The sequence below is a fragment of the Neobacillus sp. OS1-32 genome (assembly GCF_030915425.1).
Lineage (GTDB): Bacteria > Bacillota > Bacilli > Bacillales > Cytobacillaceae > Neobacillus > Neobacillus paridis.
The window spans coordinates 2029208-2044751 of sequence record NZ_CP133263.1 but is presented as its reverse complement, the minus strand read 5'-3'; the positions used below and the strand labels follow the sequence as shown (position 1 = coordinate 2044751).

Sequence of the window (15544 nt, the reverse complement as noted above, 5' to 3'; positions counted from 1 at the left end):
ATGTAATATTGTAAAAGTCGACTGATGAGAGTTGTCACATATTATCGTTAACAACGCAGTGTATCGTTTCAAAAGAGAACGATGCATTGCGTTTTTTCATTTTCGTTCTGGTGAACCATTAGTGGTCACCTAAGATTTGATAGCTTGCTTCGCCGCCGTTTATTTGGGTAAACATGTTCATGATTGATTCAGTTAGTTTTTTAGCCTCCTCGGTGTCGGTAGATGGCCGCAAATAAATGATTTGCAGGGCATTTTTTGTATTAGTAGTGACAGCGGTTCTCTCTGAATCAACGAATGGGCTGCCGAAAGGTCCATTTTGGTCAGAGGAAATAATTAAACGGTTTAGCGAATTGGTCCGTCCGTTTAAACCGAGATATTCTTCGTTTTCCGCGCCAAGACGGATTTCTACCGGCCCAACAAGCAAATCCTGATCATAAATACCCATCGGCACTTGATACTGTAATGAGAAAAAATTATTTAAGTCTGTCGCACTTTGTATAGAAGAAAGGTAGTTTTTCTTTTTCACTCTTCTGTACAATGCTTCAGCAGAATGCCGATACCGGTTGGGGTCTTTGCCGGTTGTTTTAAAAATGGACCGCCATTCTTGGATGCCCGGAAGTTCGGTTACATTTTTATTCTCTAGTTCAAAATAAATAGACTCTTGAAATAGCTGAATTCGGCCTTTTAACATTTGCGGTGAATCGCCCACCGTAATATTTCGATAGTCAATGACACCTACTTTGAAATGGGGGATTAGCTCCGTTAATTCCGTTGCTAGTTGAATTTCCAAAAACTCCACCTCCAAAATTTGTTAATAATAGTTTATCATAATTAAATGTGTAGCTAAAAATTATTTAATTTTTATCCCGCCTTAACGGGCAGTAAGACCCCACCTTAAGAGTCCAAGTCTACAAGGAATCTAGGCGGGGGATCAACTGCCCGTAAAGATCCGATCGGTTCAGCTAACCATCAGTGGGGGATGAAGAAAACCCCCACTGATGGAAGTTTCACTTTATCATAAACCAACTTCACTCGAAGGGAGGTTACTGAATATGGACTTAACAAAATTAAAACAAGAAATTATTTCCTATAGTAAATCAATTGGGATTGATAAAATTGGGTTCACCACTGCTGATCCCTTTACGGAATTGAAAAATCGCTTAATTCGTCAGCAAGAATTGGGCTATCAATCCGGGTTTGAGGAACCTGATATCGAAAAAAGGACGAACCCGGCGCTCCTAATAGAGGAGCCTAGGTCGCTTATCTCCATTGCCCTCGCTTATCCAGCTAAAATGAAAATCCGGGTAGAAAGTAAAAAAGGAGCAAGAAGAGGGATCTTTTGCCGCGCTTCCTGGGGATTGGACTATCATCATATTATTAAAGACAGGCTCCAAAAGCTTGAGACATTTATTGTATCAAAAGTTCCAGACGTACGGTTAAAATCAATGGTTGACACCGGAGAACTCTCTGACCGGGCGGTCGCAGTAAGGGCCGGAATTGGCTGGAGCGGTAAAAACTGCGCAGTTATCACCCCGGAATTTGGTTCTTATGTGTATATCGGGGAAATGATCACCAGCCTTCCGTTTGAGCCGGATACCCCAATTGAGGACAGATGTGGTTCCTGTACCAAATGCTTGGAAGCCTGTCCTACAGGTGCTTTGGTGCAGGGAGGACAAATCAACGCTCAACGCTGCATTTCGTTTTTAACCCAAACAAAAAGTTTGATTCCTGATGAGTTTCGTGACAAAATTGGAAATCGCATATATGGCTGTGATTCATGTCAAACAGCCTGCCCTTATAACAAAGGTAAGGATTTTCATTTTCATGAAGAAATGGAGCCCGATCCCGAAGTGGCGAAACCACTTCTGAAACCCATTTTAAACTTGAGTAATCGGGAATTTAAACTGAAGTTTGGCCAGGTTTCAGGTGCATGGCGCGGGAAAAAGCCAATTCAAAGAAATGCGATGATTGCCCTTGCTCATTTTAAAGATCAATCTGCTGTCCCCGATTTAATTAGGGTTTTGAAAGAGGAGACCAGTCCGGTCGCAAGAGGCACTGCCGCCTGGGCTCTTGGAAAAATCGGCGGTGAACTGGCGCTTTCGGCATTGAAGACGGCAAAAGCACGCGAAACTGATCCTGAAGTACTGCGAGAAATAGATAAAGGCTTGGGATTGATAGTGCAAAAATAAAAACTACTTTATTGGTTGGTGACCGAGTTGCCAGATTATTTGTCTTGTCGGTCGCCAATCGCCTTGATAGGTGACCGAACACAGTATTATTTTTGTTTGCCGGTCGCCAATGGCGCTTATAGGAACCCGATCACTATATTTTTTTGAGTTGCCGGTCGCCAATGGCGCTTATAGGAACCCGGTCACTATATTTTTTTGAGTTGCCGGTCGCCAATGGCGCTTATAGGAACCCGATCACTATATTTTTTTGAGTTGCCGGTCGCCAATGGCGCTTATAGGAACCCGATCACCATATTTTTTTGAGCTGCCGGTCGCCAATGGCGCTTATAGGAACCCGATCACTATATTTTTTTGAGTTGCCGGTCGCCAATGGCGCTTATAGGGACCCGGTCACCATATTTTTTTGAGTTGCCGGTCGCCAATGGCGCTTATAGGAGTCCAAGCATCTAAATGAATTGAGTTTCTGGTCACCAATAGAGTGTATAGGGACCCGAACACTCGAGTTTTTCATGCCCCCGGTCAGCAATCCCCCTCTTCATTTTTAATTGTTAAATGTTCCTTTCCTTCATATGTATGAAGAGAAAGGAGTTGATTTCACCTACCATGAACAAGGCACTTCAACAACTATTCGAGTTCAGAGCTAAGCATTTTATTACCAGTGAACGGAATGCTAAGGATATTTTTCCAAAAGCTGAACGGAAGCTGGAAACAATGGCAAAAAGGTCTGCTGAGATTGTGAAAGTAAAAGTATCCGGAAATATTTTTGAATCAAACGTCGAAGAAGAGTTTGAACATGTTAATTATCTGGCACATTATCAGTTTTTAATTAGACAAAAGGATCTTCTCTATATGGAAGAAGAAGTGGAGGAAAGGACAGCTAAGTTTTATAAAGGCGCGCTGATCATGGATGAAGAAATAGTGCTGACGGCTATTGAAGGCTCCAAAGAATCATCCCCTTTGCCTCGCGCTGCTGAAGAGGATAATGGTGACCGCATTAGCTACTCTTATAATCGCCTTAAGGCAGTTCAATATGCAGAACGCTGGTGGAATACGTATAACCCTGCTTATAAAAAATTTGAAAATAATTGCACTAATTATATTTCCCAGTGTTTACGGGCTGGGGAGGCGCCAATGAGAGGACAGCCAAACCGAGGTACGGGCTGGTGGTACCAACATACGAATTGGAGCTACAGCTGGGCCGTAGCCCATTCGCTGAAAAACTATTTAAATACTTCCAAAAGCGGTTTACGAGCAAAGCAGGTCAGCAGCCCTGAGCAGTTGCTTCTCGGAGATATTATTTGTTATGATTTCGAAGGCGATGGCAGATTCAATCACAATACGATTGTAACCGGGAAGGATGCATATGGAATGCCATTGGTGAATGCTAATACTTATAACAGCCGCATGAGATACTGGGCTTATGAAGATTCATCCGCTTACACACCAAATATTAAGTATCGGTTCTACACTATTGTAGATGGCTAAAATCCTTGAACAGGCGGAGGTTAGTGGTATAATTGCAGATAGAGTTTTTTTCTGAGGTGAGATTCGTGTCATTGCATGTTGTATTATATCAGCCGGAAATTCCTGCAAATACCGGAAATATTGCCCGTACTTGTGCCGCAACCGATACCATGTTACATTTGATTCGCCCGCTAGGCTTTTCTACCGAAGATAAAATGTTAAAACGAGCTGGTTTAGATTACTGGGAGTTCGTCCATATTGTTTATTATGATTCATTAAATGAATTTTTTGAAAAAAATGCCGGCGGTGAGTTTTATTATGTAACGAAATACGGAGATAAGCCGCATAGCTCTTTTGATTACAGCAACAGAGATAAAGACTATTATTTTATCTTCGGCCGTGAAACAACCGGGCTGCCAAAAGAAGTAATTGAACAAAACTATGATCGGGCATTACGAATTCCAATGAATCAAAATGTCCGTGCCTTAAACCTGTCAAACTCCGCCGCTATTCTTGTTTATGAGGCGTTAAGGCAGCAAAACTATCCAAACTTAATTAGAAAAGGGCCTGAACGCTAGGCCTTTTTTTCATATTGCTTTCCTTAAAGTCTTCGGGTGTTCATGAGGACTGCAACCATAAAAAAGCAGGTGCTGAGTTCTCATAGAGCGTTTATGCGAACCATACCCATCGAAAAATCCTCCACTCAGTTCTTATAAATAAACAAATTGAAAGGGGCTTCTCGTTATGAACGAAGTAATTAAAACCATCTTAAACCATCGCTCAATCCGTCATTTTGCGGACAAGCCATTAACTGACGAGCAGATTAAGACAATTGTTTCCTGTGCGCAAGCTGCAGCGACATCAAGCTTTATTCAGGCCTATTCGATTATTGGAGTAAAAGATAAGAAGAAAAAGAAACAATTGGCCGAGCTTGCCGGGAATCAGGAATATGTCGCCGTTAATGGCCACTTTTTTGTTTTCTGCGCCGACCTCTATCGTCATACACTGATTGGCCAACAGGAACAAAAAAATGTCACCCCTTCACTTGAAAGTACCGAAAAGTTTATGGTAGCGCTGATTGATACGGCTTTAGCGGCACAAAACGCAGCAATTGCTGCAGAATCAATGGGCTTAGGCATTTGTTACATAGGCGGATTGCGGAATCATTTAGAGGAGGTCAAGGCGATATTAAAAACACCGGAAAGGGTCATTCCGCTGTTCGGCCTCGCGGTAGGCTATCCGACAAAAGTGACTGGCAAAAAGCCGAGATTACCTTTTGAACATATTTATCATGAAGAAGAATACGAACAAAACCAACAAGAATACCTACAGCAGCTCCGCCAGTATGACGATGTCATTTCAAGTTACTATCATGAAAGGACCAATGGCACAAGGCAAGATCGTTGGACAGAGCAAATGGCAAATATGCTGGCAAGACAAAACAGAATGTACATGAAGGACTTTGTTCAAAAAAACAAACTAAACCTTAGATAAAAAAACTCGCCGACTGGCGAGCCTTTAAGGCGAAGTTGAACTTATACGAAATGGAAAAGATAAAATTTTCAACTTTTTGCTAAAAAAAGGGCCGCTTTCTCGTAGCGGCCCTTTTGGCTTAATTTTGCCCCGGTTTATCATTATAGCCTGAAGTAAAGATTGCCGACAAGAATGCCACCATTACGCAAAGAATTAGAAATAATTTCATAGTATGTACATCCCCCTTAGAATCATATTTTCCATTTTACACATATAACTTTATTATAACCTATCATAAAAAAATGAAAAGAGTAAGTTGTAAAAGAATACAAAAAGTAAAAGCTGATTACGTCTTGGTCACGCATGTTCAATTGATAAAGCGCATAGAGTATATTAATCGTCTCTGATTAAGTACAGGGGGAGGGCAATATGGATATTTTAAAAAAAATCGAGAAGTTTCGCGAAGAAGAGGAAAAACTTCGTTGGGAAGGAACGTTTGCGGACTATTTGGAATTGCTAAAAGAGAAGCCATGGGTTGCACAGTCGGCACATTCTCGAGTATATAATATGATTAAAGATGCTGGAATTGAAGAAGAAAAAGGGACGAAAAAGTACAATTTCTTTAGTCATCAATTATTTGGCTTGGAGGAAGCCCTTGAGCGGCTGGTGGAGGAATACTTTCACCCTTCCGCCAAACGACTGGACGTGAGAAAGCGGATCCTTCTCCTCATGGGCCCCGTTAGTGGAGGAAAATCCACTCTTGTCACAATGCTAAAGCGGGGGTTGGAGAAATATTCCCTTACCGATCAAGGGGCTGTGTATGCGATAAAGGGCTGCCCAATGCATGAGGACCCGCTCCATTTAATTCCCCATCATTTAAGACAGGATTTCTTTGAAGAATACGGGATTAGGATCGAAGGAAACTTGTCTCCGCTCAATATGATGAGGCTTGAACAGGAGTACGGGGGCCGAATCGAGGATGTGCTCGTGGAAAGGATCTTCTTTTCCGAGGACAAACGTGTAGGGATTGGTACATTCAGCCCCTCCGATCCGAAATCACAAGATATTGCTGATTTAACCGGGAGTATTGATTTTTCCACGATTGCCGAATATGGCTCAGAATCAGATCCCCGTGCTTACCGGTTTGATGGGGAGTTAAATAAAGCGAACCGTGGGATGATGGAATTTCAAGAAATGCTGAAATGCGATGAGAAATTCCTCTGGCATTTGCTGTCATTGACCCAGGAAGGAAATTTCAAAGCGGGCAGGTTCGCGCTGATAAGTGCTGATGAACTGATCGTCGCACACACAAACGAAACAGAATATCGCTCCTTTATTTCTAATAAGAAAAACGAAGCACTCCATTCCAGAATTATTGTCATGCCGATTCCGTACAATTTAAAGGTGTCTCAAGAAGAAAAAATTTATGAAAAAATGATTCGTGAAAGTGATGTTGCTGATGTTCATATTGCACCACATACATTAAAAGTTGCTGCGATGTTCACGATATTAACCCGTTTGAAGGAACCAAAGAAGGGTGACATTGACCTTGTGAAAAAAATGCGCCTGTATGATGGTGAAAGTGTGGAAGGATTTAATCGAGCCGATGTCGATGAATTGAAGAAGGAATTTCCGGATGAAGGAATGAGCGGAATAGATCCACGCTATGTGATTAACCGGATCTCTTCGACGATCATTCGTAAAGAAGTGCCTTCGATTAATGCGCTCGATGTGTTGCGGTCGTTAAAGGATGGGCTTGATCAGCATCCATCGATTACGACTGAACTGCGTGAACGCTATATGAACTTTATATCTTTGGCACGTAAGGAGTATGATAATATTGCCAAAAAAGAGGTTCAAAAGGCATTTGTCTACTCTTATGAAGAGTCGGCCAAAACGTTGATGGATAATTACTTGGATAATGTTGAAGCCTATTGCAATAAATCCAAGCTGCGCGATCCGTTAACCGGAGAGGAAATTAACCCGGATGAAAAGTTAATGCGTTCGATCGAAGAACAGATTGGTATTTCGGAAAATGCGAAAAAGGCTTTCAGGGAAGAAATATTAATCAGAATTTCTGCCTTTGCCCGCAAAGGCAAGCGATTTGATTATAATTCCCATGACCGCTTGCGGGAGGCCATTCAGAAAAAGCTGTTTGCTGATTTGAAGGATGTAGTCAAAATTACAACCTCCACGAAAACACCTGATGAGCAGCAACTTAAGAAAATTAATGAAGTGGTTGCCCGATTAATTGATGAGTATGGCTATAACTCCACATCTGCTAATGAATTATTGCGTTATGTTGGCAGTTTATTAAATCGATAAAGTATGTGGTGAAGAAGGAAGGGCTGGCGGAGTGTTTCTGCCAGTCCGTTTTTCACCTATTGGGCCTGTCCCTTTTATTAGGCCAAAGACCAATTGTCTAAATTACTTGTAAATAATTCTCGATTTCTGCATAGGATAAAGTAATCTACCAATTGTTTAAAGTTTTTACATTCGCGATATTGTATGTACTTGAGAAAAAATGTGTGCACGTTTAGTGAAAAATTTTGATAAGGAGGGGTTTGCATGACTACGGGTAACCATCAGTTTGTGATCTCTAAAGAAGATTGGTCCCTCCATCGTAAAGGCCACGATGACCAGCAGCGCCATCAGGAAAAAGTCCAAGAGGCTATTCGCAATAATCTTCCCGATTTAATTACAGAAGAAAGCATCATTATGTCTAATGGTCGAGATGTGGTTAAAATTCCGATTCGCTCATTAGACGAATACAAAATTCGATATAATTATGACAAAAACAAGCACGTTGGCCAAGGGGACGGTGACAGTCAAGTTGGTGATGTAGTCGCCCGCGATGGAACTAGCGGACAAAATGCTCCCGGTAAAGGGCAGGGGGCCGGAGACCAACCCGGTGAAGATTATTTTGAAGCAGAGGTATCCCTGATGGAACTTGAGGAAGCATTATTCAAGCAATTGGAACTTCCTAATTTAAAGAAAAAAGAAGAACAGGAAAATTTGGTTGAAAATATTGAGTTTAATGATATTCGAAAAATAGGACTTATGGGAAATATTGATAAGAAACGGACAATGATGGCTGCCTTTAAACGGAATGCGATGAGCGGAAAGCCGGCATTCCATCCAATTTACAAGGATGATTTGAAATTTAAAACCTGGAATGAGGTGGTTAAGCCTGATTCAAAAGCTGTTGTTATTGCGATGATGGACACCAGTGGCAGTATGGGAATTTGGGAAAAATATATGGCCCGCAGCTTCTTCTTTTGGATGACCCGTTTTCTGCGCACAAAGTATGAAACGGTGGAAATTGAGTTTATTGCCCACCATACGGAGGCAAAGGTCGTTCCGGAGGAAGACTTTTTCTCCAAAGGAGAAAGCGGTGGCACCATTTGTTCATCAGCCTATCGCAAAGCCCTGGAAATGGTTGATCTGAAATATAATCCACAAAAGTTTAACATTTATCCATTCCATTTTTCCGACGGTGATAACCTCACCTCAGATAATGCTCGCTGTGTAAAGCTCGTTGAAGAACTCATGAAGGTGTCAAACATGTTTGGCTATGGCGAGGTCAACCAGTACAACCGCCATTCCACTCTCATGACTGCGTATAAAAACATTAAAAATGAACAGTTTCGCTATTATATCCTTAAGCAAAAGTCAGACGTCTTCCACGCGATGAAGCACTTTTTCCAAAAAGAAGAAGAAAAAATGTATGCTTAATTAAAAAAAGCAACAATGCAGGTGACAGTCACCTGTTTTTTTGCGTTTATTACCATTAATACTTTGCCCCTAAAAAATAAAAAATAAAAGTGCAAGAAGAAATAATCTTTTTGCCAGAGGGGGGTATTACAAGTGATAAAAAAATCAGCAGGTTTATGTTTAACAGCAATTCTGACAATAGGGCTGGCAGCTTGTAATAACAATGATAAAACCGGATTAAACGAGCTGAATGATCAGCGAAACGATCAGGTTGGAATGAATGTAACCAATCGGAACAATGATTTAAATGATGTCAGAAATGTTCGTAACGATTGGGACGACAATAATGGACCGTTAACGGAAAATTATCGAAATAACAATGACAATGATGTAGATGTAAATCTGTTTAATAATAACAGAAAAAGAAACAACCGTGATACCATATCAGCTTATCAGACAACATTGGATAGTGCTCAGTATCCACATACAAGAGCAATTTTAATTGAAGATGCAAGGTATCAGTATGTACCAGTGAACCCAGGGAGCTGGTCAAATAATACAGGGCTTTTGCAGCCATTTCAGCCGTATGCAGGACAACAACAATATTCAATGGCTAAACCACCGGTCCAACATGCAGTGCCAAATCAAACCCAACCGAGATCAACGAATCAAACCCAACAGGCACCAAAGCAGGTTCAGCCGGCACCAAATCAGAACCAGCAAGCACCAAAACAGCCATCAACTCAACAAAATAATCCGACTGCAACTGGAACGGTCAGTCAATATGCCCAACAAGTCATTAGCTTAACAAATGCGGAACGCAGGAAACAAGGACTGTCAGAATTGAAAGCTGACACGCTATTGGGATCTGTAGCTCAGAGAAAAGCTAATGATATGCAGCAAAACCACTATTTTTCCCATACAAGTCCGACATATGGATCACCATTTGATATGATGAGGGACTTTGGTGTTACCTATAAAGCCGCAGGGGAAAATATTGCTCAAGGGCAGCGAACACCACAGGAAGTAGTAAACGCCTGGATGAATAGTCCGGGGCATCGGGCCAATATCCTCAATGCCAAATATACGCATATTGGTGTCGGATTCGAGTCAGCAGGAAAACACTGGTCACAAATGTTTATTCAAAAATAATAAATGAGAACCGACAGTTCACTCTGTCGGTTCTAACTTTTCTTTCGAATAGAGGAAATCGTCGGGAAGGTAATATGAAAGGATGTTCCGGCCCCAAGTTCACTGTTAACCCGAATCGTGCCATTCATTGCTCTGACAATACCGTATACAACCATTAATCCTAATCCGGTGCCGTTTTTACCCTTTGTTGAGTAGAAAGGCTCCCCAAGCTGCGCCAGTTGTTCATTTGTCATCCCTTCACCAGTATCTTCAATCACGATGGTTACCACAGATTGACTGAACTTGGTAAAAATCGTTAAGTGGCCGCCATTTGGCATCGATTCAATTGCATTTTTTATAATATTGACAAAGCATTGCCGGAATTTTTGTTTGTCTCCTCTAATATAACCAATGATTGAAAAATCGGTTAAAATTTCAACCGAATTTTGATTGGCTAATGGTTGAAGAATACTAATTATTTGCCGCAATTCGCTTTTTACGTTTATCTCCTCCAATTTCCCGATATCGGGCTTGGCAAAAGTTAAGTAATCTTGAATAACCTTTTCTGCAGAGAGCAGTTCATCTTTAACAATTGACAAATATTCCTTACGCTTTTGTCGCGGCAGATAATCATCCTGTAATAATTGAACAAACCCGCTGGCTGCCGTAAGCGGGTTACGAATCTCATGAGAAATGGCAGCGCCCATTTGTTCAACGGCCTTTAACTTTTCTGACTTAATTAGCTGTTGCTGCATTTTGACACTTTTTCTGAAAAACTCGATGGCATAAGCAATAATGAAAACCCCTATCGCGGGGATAAAAAGGTAAGCCAGTACCACATCAAGCCAGTAGGACTTTGTTTCATTTATTCGCATCTCCAAAACGGTTATAGCTCCAAGTATACCGGTAAAAGAAACAGACATAATTATGCGGCGTGAAGGGATTTGTTTCAAAAACCAGGGATGCACCCGCCAAACGATTATAGCAAATGGAACGTATAGAATAACCGTTTGAAAAAAACCGATATCCATTCCATAAAAACTTCTTAATGCAATTGTGGCCCCTACAAGAACAGGCGCTATGCCAAAGTAAAGACCACCAATAACTAAAGGGATGATCCTTAGATCATATCTGGCAAAAGGAGTCGGATGATAGGAGAATTGAATACAGCTCCATAATAGTACAATGAAAACTAGAGTAACCGGGAATCTGCGCAGGTTCAAATTCGGGTGTCTTTCAAGAAAAACTAAAAAGAAAAATAATAAGATAATAATAATGGAAAAATTCTGAAAAAATGTTTAGTAATTTCCACTCAATACACCTTCCAATAAGAGAATGATAGTAAAATATTACCTTGTTTTTCTACCACTTACAACATAATCCAACAATTTTGTCATAAGAATAAGGTCATTTATTTTTTGCAGGATCCCATGTGAAAAAGCCACATGCAAAATCTATCTAAAGGGTTTATAATAGTTTAAAAATATACATAATTCGCACGAAAAGGAGCTATAACAGTGATAGGGTTAATCGTCATCTTAGCATTAGTGTTATTTTTACCCTTTATAGTAAAACCGGTCGAACATAACCTTGAACTTTTTCTGTTTATTATGGGTGTAGCGGCTGCGCTTGTAAGCGGTGTAATGGATCAACATTTAATGACAAAAGCGCTGCAAGATCCCATTAAAATAACGCTTGCTGTGTTGTTGGCTGGATTATTTACGAAATGGGCCCAAGTCCCGTTGGAAAAATCGATCTTGACGATCAGCAGAGTATTGACGCCTCGGGTTTTTCTCGCTTTGACGATCATCATTTTAGGACTGGCTTCAAGCATCATTACTGCAATTATTGCGGCTATTATTCTGGTAATCGTCGTGAATGTCCTTCCGCTGGACCGCCAATCTGAAATTCGCTTTACTATACTCGCATGCTTCTCAATTGGTCTGGGGGCTACACTGACACCGCTTGGTGAACCGTTGTCAACGATTACGGTCAGTAAATTGAATGAGAATTTCTTTTACTTAATAAAATTGGTTGGTGCAGAGGTCATTCCGGCTGTTGTTATCTTTGGCATTTTAGCGATGTTCCTTGTTAAGCCGCGGGAAGGTTCACAAGGGTTAGAGTCAGCGCAAAAGACTGAAAGTTATAAAGAAATTGTTATTCGCTCGGCAAAAATTTATTTGTTTGTTATGGGATTAACCTTCTTAGGACATGGTTTCGAACCGTTAATCAATGAATACGTCCTGGGACTTCATCCGATGCTATTATATTGGATTAACATGATTTCCGCCATTCTAGACAATGCAACATTAGCAGCCGCAGAAATTAGTCCGGCAATGGACGGGGAAACCATAAGGGCAATTTTACTTGGGTTGTTAATTAGTGGAGGGATGCTGATCCCTGGAAATATCCCCAATATTATTGCAGCAGGGAAGCTTAATATTACCAGTAAAGAATGGGCTCGTTTTGGTGTACCGGTAGGGCTGATCACGATGTTGGTTTATTTTGTGGTACTGTTTGTTTTTTAATAATTCTGTGAGGATCACTCCTTTCAGTTCCTTCAAAGGACACTAAAAATGAAGAAAGCAAAATTTGACAGAAATTTGTCAATAACTTATGAATAAATATTGAAATATCCGGTTTTCTTCTATGAATATGGTGAAAATTTCTTATAATGAAGGTATCTAAATGGGGAGGTAAGGGAAATGAACATCACAACAATTATTGAATTGGAAAATCAAGAAGTTGAAGCAATGACCGGGGCGAAATTGATTTTTGCGCAAGAGCAGATTGACGATAATATTATAGAAACATGTGTTGAGTGCTTAAAACTAAAGGATTCGGATGCTACTCTTTCCACTGATGATGCAATGGAAACAGTATTCCGCCGTTTGCAGCAGCAAGGAATCATCCCTCCAAATGTTGAAGAATTCTCATATCAGATGCCTTCTTGTGAGCGGATTAAGAATACAGCCGACGGGAAAACGGACATTCCGCAAAAGGTGATCCTTTCATTCATGGCCTAAAAGAAGTTCTTCGGAGCTTCTTTTTTTAGGTAGAAATAACGCAAAAAGATAAAAATTCAAACCTCCAGATGTTTCCTTTCTAAGGATCATGGCAAAAATAATGTTTGGAAACCTTGTCATTGTTTGTTATAGTTACTTTGTGAAATTATTATCGAATGATAACTTTGGAGGTCGTAAAGATGACACAAAATATTGCCAGCATGATTGACCACACATTATTAAAGGCAGATGCGACAAAAGAGCAAATTGTTAAATTAGTAAATGAAGCAAAAGAATATTCCTTTGCATCTGTGTGTGTGAATCCTACATGGGTAAAGACGGCTGCTGAAATGCTTGCTGATACTCCAAATGTGAAGGTATGTACGGTGATTGGCTTTCCGCTTGGAGCAACAACGTCGGAAACAAAGGCGTTTGAAACAACAAACGCAATTGAAAATGGCGCAAATGAGATTGATATGGTGATCAATATCGGTGCTTTAAAGGGTAACCAGGATGAATTAGTTGAAAAAGATATTCGCAGTGTCGTTGAAGCAGCAAAAGGGAAAGCGTTAGTCAAAGTTATTATTGAAACATGTCTACTAACGGATGCAGAAAAAATAAAGGCATGTCAGCTTGCGGTAAAAGCTGGTGCTGATTATGTAAAAACCTCAACCGGATTTTCAACCGGCGGGGCAACAGTAGAGGATATTCGTTTGATGCGACAAACGGTTGGACCTAATATCGGCGTAAAAGCTTCCGGTGGTGTACGCAGCCGTGAAGATGCACTTGCCATGATAGAGGCTGGGGCAACCCGAATTGGCGCTAGTTCAGGTGTTGCTATTTGTAATGGTGAAGTTTCCAACAGCCAGTATTAAAAAAATGACAAAAAACCAGGGATACTGTAAGTCCCTGGTTTTTGTTGTTAACTAAAAGAAAAAGTGTAGAACAAAGTAAATAATTGCCGAAATTAAAGCGGTGATGGGAAGGGTGATAACCCATGTGATAATCATGCGCTGGGCCGTATCCCATTTCACGCCTTTCAGACGATGGGAGGCTCCTACGCCAAGGATCCCCGATGAAATTACATGTGTGGTACTAACAGGTAAATGAATGTACGTAGCACCAAAAATAATCGCCGCCCCCGTTAAATCTGCGGCAACCCCATTGATGGGGCGGATTTTCATGATTTTTCCACCAACTGTTTTAATGATTTTCCAGCCGCCGATAGAAGTCCCTAAGCCCATTGCTGTTGCGCAGGATAACTGAACCCAAAAAGGTATATCGGCGTTATGAGGAAGAAATTGGTTGGCAATTAACGCCATTGTGATAATCCCCATCGACTTTTGCGCATCATTTGTACCATGTGAATATGACTGCAATGCTGCGGTAGCGATTTGGATAAAACGGAAATTTCGATTCGTTTTGGTGAGATTGAAATTTTTAAAAACGACTTTGAAAATACTGTAAATGATATAACCTACGGTAAAAGCCAAAATTGGCGAAAGAATAAGTGCTTCGATAATTTTGATAAAACCGCTGTAGTTCAGGACATTTAAGCCTTCGGCAGCAATGGCGGCACCAGCAATCGACCCGATCAAGGCATGGGAAGAACTGCTTGGAATACCGAAATACCATGTAATTAAATTCCAGGCAATCGCTGAAAGTAACGCGGCCAGAATAACAACGGAGCCGTGTTCAAGATGGAATGGATCAACAATATCCTTTGAAATGGTCTTGGCCACCCCGGTGAATGTCAATGCGCCAAGGAAATTCATCGATGCTGCTAACATAATCGCCTGTCTCGGCTTTAATGCTTTCGTTGACACGGCTGTTGCAATCGCATTTGCGGTGTCATGGAACCCATTAATGAAATCAAATGCGAGAGCACCGATGACGATTAAAATGGTTAAGATAAGTACAACGCTCATAGTCTTGCTCCTTATGCATTTTTCATAATAATGGTTTCTAAAGTATTAGCGACAGTTTGACAGCTATCGGCAACATCTTCGAGGTTTTCATAAATTTCTTTATATTGGATAATCCGAATCGGATCCTTTTCAACATTAAATATATTTTTGATTGATTGTCTCAAAATGTTATCACATTGCGATTCATAATCCTTAATTTTAATCGCATGTTCTCTTATCTGCTGCAGTTTTTTATTGGACAAAAGTTCAATTGCTTTATCAATTTCAACCACACTGCTTTGGATAGCGTCAACAAATTTTTTCATAAACTCGTCTGCTTGGGTAATCGAATACATTTCAAATAACGCGGCGGTTGCTTCTAGTCCATCTAAAACATCATCCATACACATTGCCAGCTGCAGAATGTCTTCACGTTCGATTGGCGTAATAAAGGCATCATTTAATTCCTTTATGATTTCATGAACAAAGGTGTCCCCACTTGATTCATACTCTTTCATTTTTTCGGAAAAAATTTTTAAGTCACTGATGTTTTTAAGTTTGTAGTCCGTAAAAAAATTGGTGCTTTCTTTCAAATTTGTCGAAATATTACTAAGTAAATTCGAAAATTTATCTTGTTTTTTAAATGCCATAATAAGGTACC

At 40.6% G+C, this 15544-nt stretch carries 14 protein-coding genes; 10 read left to right on the top strand and 4 right to left on the bottom strand.

Annotation, left to right across the window (positions count from 1 at the left end; genetic code table 11):
• Positions 1 to 118: 118 nt before the first annotated feature.
• Positions 119 to 790 (bottom strand): B3/B4 domain-containing protein, encoded by a 672-nt coding sequence (locus RCG24_RS10340; RefSeq protein WP_308079013.1) that lies wholly within the window; start codon positions 788 to 790, stop codon positions 119 to 121.
• Positions 791 to 1052: 262 nt separating this feature from the next.
• Here RCG24_RS10340 and queG point away from each other — a divergent pair, with 262 nt between their 5' ends.
• From queG to RCG24_RS10305, 7 genes are all read left to right on the top strand, one after another.
• Positions 1053 to 2189, top strand: a complete 1137-nt coding sequence (gene queG, locus RCG24_RS10335; RefSeq protein WP_308079012.1) for a tRNA epoxyqueuosine(34) reductase QueG — start codon at positions 1053 to 1055, stop codon at positions 2187 to 2189.
• A 603-nt stretch (positions 2190 to 2792) separates the two neighbouring features.
• Positions 2793 to 3674 (top strand): amidase domain-containing protein, encoded by an 882-nt coding sequence (locus RCG24_RS10330; protein WP_308079011.1) that lies wholly within the window; start codon positions 2793 to 2795, stop codon positions 3672 to 3674.
• 65 nt (positions 3675 to 3739) lie between these two features.
• A complete protein-coding gene (trmL, locus tag RCG24_RS10325) occupies positions 3740 to 4231 on the top strand; it encodes a tRNA (uridine(34)/cytosine(34)/5-carboxymethylaminomethyluridine(34)-2'-O)-methyltransferase TrmL (RefSeq protein ID WP_308079010.1) in 492 nt (163 codons plus the stop codon).
• Positions 4232 to 4397: 166 nt separating this feature from the next.
• Positions 4398 to 5147: an oxygen-insensitive NADPH nitroreductase gene (gene nfsA, locus RCG24_RS10320; RefSeq protein WP_308079009.1), complete on the top strand. Its 750-nt coding sequence runs from the start codon at positions 4398 to 4400 to the stop codon at positions 5145 to 5147.
• Between the two features lie 408 nt (positions 5148 to 5555).
• Positions 5556 to 7451, top strand: a complete 1896-nt coding sequence (locus RCG24_RS10315; RefSeq protein ID WP_202655567.1) for a PrkA family serine protein kinase — start codon at positions 5556 to 5558, stop codon at positions 7449 to 7451.
• Positions 7452 to 7694: 243 nt separating this feature from the next.
• Positions 7695 to 8861: a sporulation protein YhbH gene (yhbH, locus tag RCG24_RS10310; RefSeq protein ID WP_202655566.1), complete on the top strand. Its 1167-nt coding sequence runs from the start codon at positions 7695 to 7697 to the stop codon at positions 8859 to 8861.
• Positions 8862 to 8993: 132 nt separating this feature from the next.
• Positions 8994 to 9992: a CAP domain-containing protein gene (locus RCG24_RS10305; protein ID WP_308079008.1), complete on the top strand. Its 999-nt coding sequence runs from the start codon at positions 8994 to 8996 to the stop codon at positions 9990 to 9992.
• Between the two features lie 32 nt (positions 9993 to 10024).
• Here the strand turns inward: RCG24_RS10305 and RCG24_RS10300 are convergent, their stop codons facing one another.
• A complete protein-coding gene (locus RCG24_RS10300) occupies positions 10025 to 11194 on the bottom strand; it encodes a sensor histidine kinase (protein ID WP_306792973.1) in 1170 nt (389 codons plus the stop codon).
• 294 nt (positions 11195 to 11488) lie between these two features.
• Here RCG24_RS10300 and RCG24_RS10295 point away from each other — a divergent pair, with 294 nt between their 5' ends.
• The 3 genes from RCG24_RS10295 (at position 11489) to deoC (ending at position 13851) form a co-directional block, all read left to right on the top strand.
• Positions 11489 to 12499 carry a DUF1646 family protein gene (locus RCG24_RS10295; RefSeq protein WP_308079007.1) on the top strand — a complete coding sequence of 337 codons (1011 nt, stop codon included), beginning with the start codon at positions 11489 to 11491 and terminating at the stop codon, positions 12497 to 12499.
• Positions 12500 to 12676: 177 nt separating this feature from the next.
• The gene (locus RCG24_RS10290; RefSeq protein WP_202655564.1) at positions 12677 to 12997 is read left to right on the top strand and encodes a hypothetical protein; all 321 of its coding nucleotides are present in this window, start codon (positions 12677 to 12679) and stop codon (positions 12995 to 12997) included.
• Positions 12998 to 13176: 179 nt separating this feature from the next.
• The gene (gene deoC, locus RCG24_RS10285; protein WP_202655563.1) at positions 13177 to 13851 is read left to right on the top strand and encodes a deoxyribose-phosphate aldolase; all 675 of its coding nucleotides are present in this window, start codon (positions 13177 to 13179) and stop codon (positions 13849 to 13851) included.
• Positions 13852 to 13902: 51 nt separating this feature from the next.
• Here the strand turns inward: deoC and RCG24_RS10280 are convergent, their stop codons facing one another.
• Positions 13903 to 14904 (bottom strand): inorganic phosphate transporter, encoded by a 1002-nt coding sequence (locus RCG24_RS10280; RefSeq protein WP_308079006.1) that lies wholly within the window; start codon positions 14902 to 14904, stop codon positions 13903 to 13905.
• Between the two features lie 11 nt (positions 14905 to 14915).
• A complete protein-coding gene (locus tag RCG24_RS10275) occupies positions 14916 to 15533 on the bottom strand; it encodes a DUF47 domain-containing protein (RefSeq protein ID WP_202655561.1) in 618 nt (205 codons plus the stop codon).
• Between the last annotated feature and the right edge of the window lie 11 nt (positions 15534 to 15544).

Excerpts from the sequence above, each read along its gene's own strand:
- RCG24_RS10280 (WP_308079006.1), bottom strand. The coding sequence starts at position 14,904 with ATGAGCGTTGTACTTATCTTAACCATTTTAATCGTCATCGGTGCTCTC.
- deoC (WP_202655563.1), top strand. The coding sequence starts at position 13,177 with ATGACACAAAATATTGCCAGCATGATTGACCACACATTATTAAAGGCA.
- RCG24_RS10275 (WP_202655561.1), bottom strand. The coding sequence starts at position 15,533 with ATGGCATTTAAAAAACAAGATAAATTTTCGAATTTACTTAGTAATATT.
- RCG24_RS10330 (WP_308079011.1), top strand. The coding sequence starts at position 2,793 with ATGAACAAGGCACTTCAACAACTATTCGAGTTCAGAGCTAAGCATTTT.
- yhbH (WP_202655566.1), top strand. The coding sequence starts at position 7,695 with ATGACTACGGGTAACCATCAGTTTGTGATCTCTAAAGAAGATTGGTCC.
- RCG24_RS10315 (WP_202655567.1), top strand. The coding sequence starts at position 5,556 with ATGGATATTTTAAAAAAAATCGAGAAGTTTCGCGAAGAAGAGGAAAAA.
- nfsA (WP_308079009.1), top strand. The coding sequence starts at position 4,398 with ATGAACGAAGTAATTAAAACCATCTTAAACCATCGCTCAATCCGTCAT.
- queG (WP_308079012.1), top strand. The coding sequence starts at position 1,053 with ATGGACTTAACAAAATTAAAACAAGAAATTATTTCCTATAGTAAATCA.
- RCG24_RS10290 (WP_202655564.1), top strand. The coding sequence starts at position 12,677 with ATGAACATCACAACAATTATTGAATTGGAAAATCAAGAAGTTGAAGCA.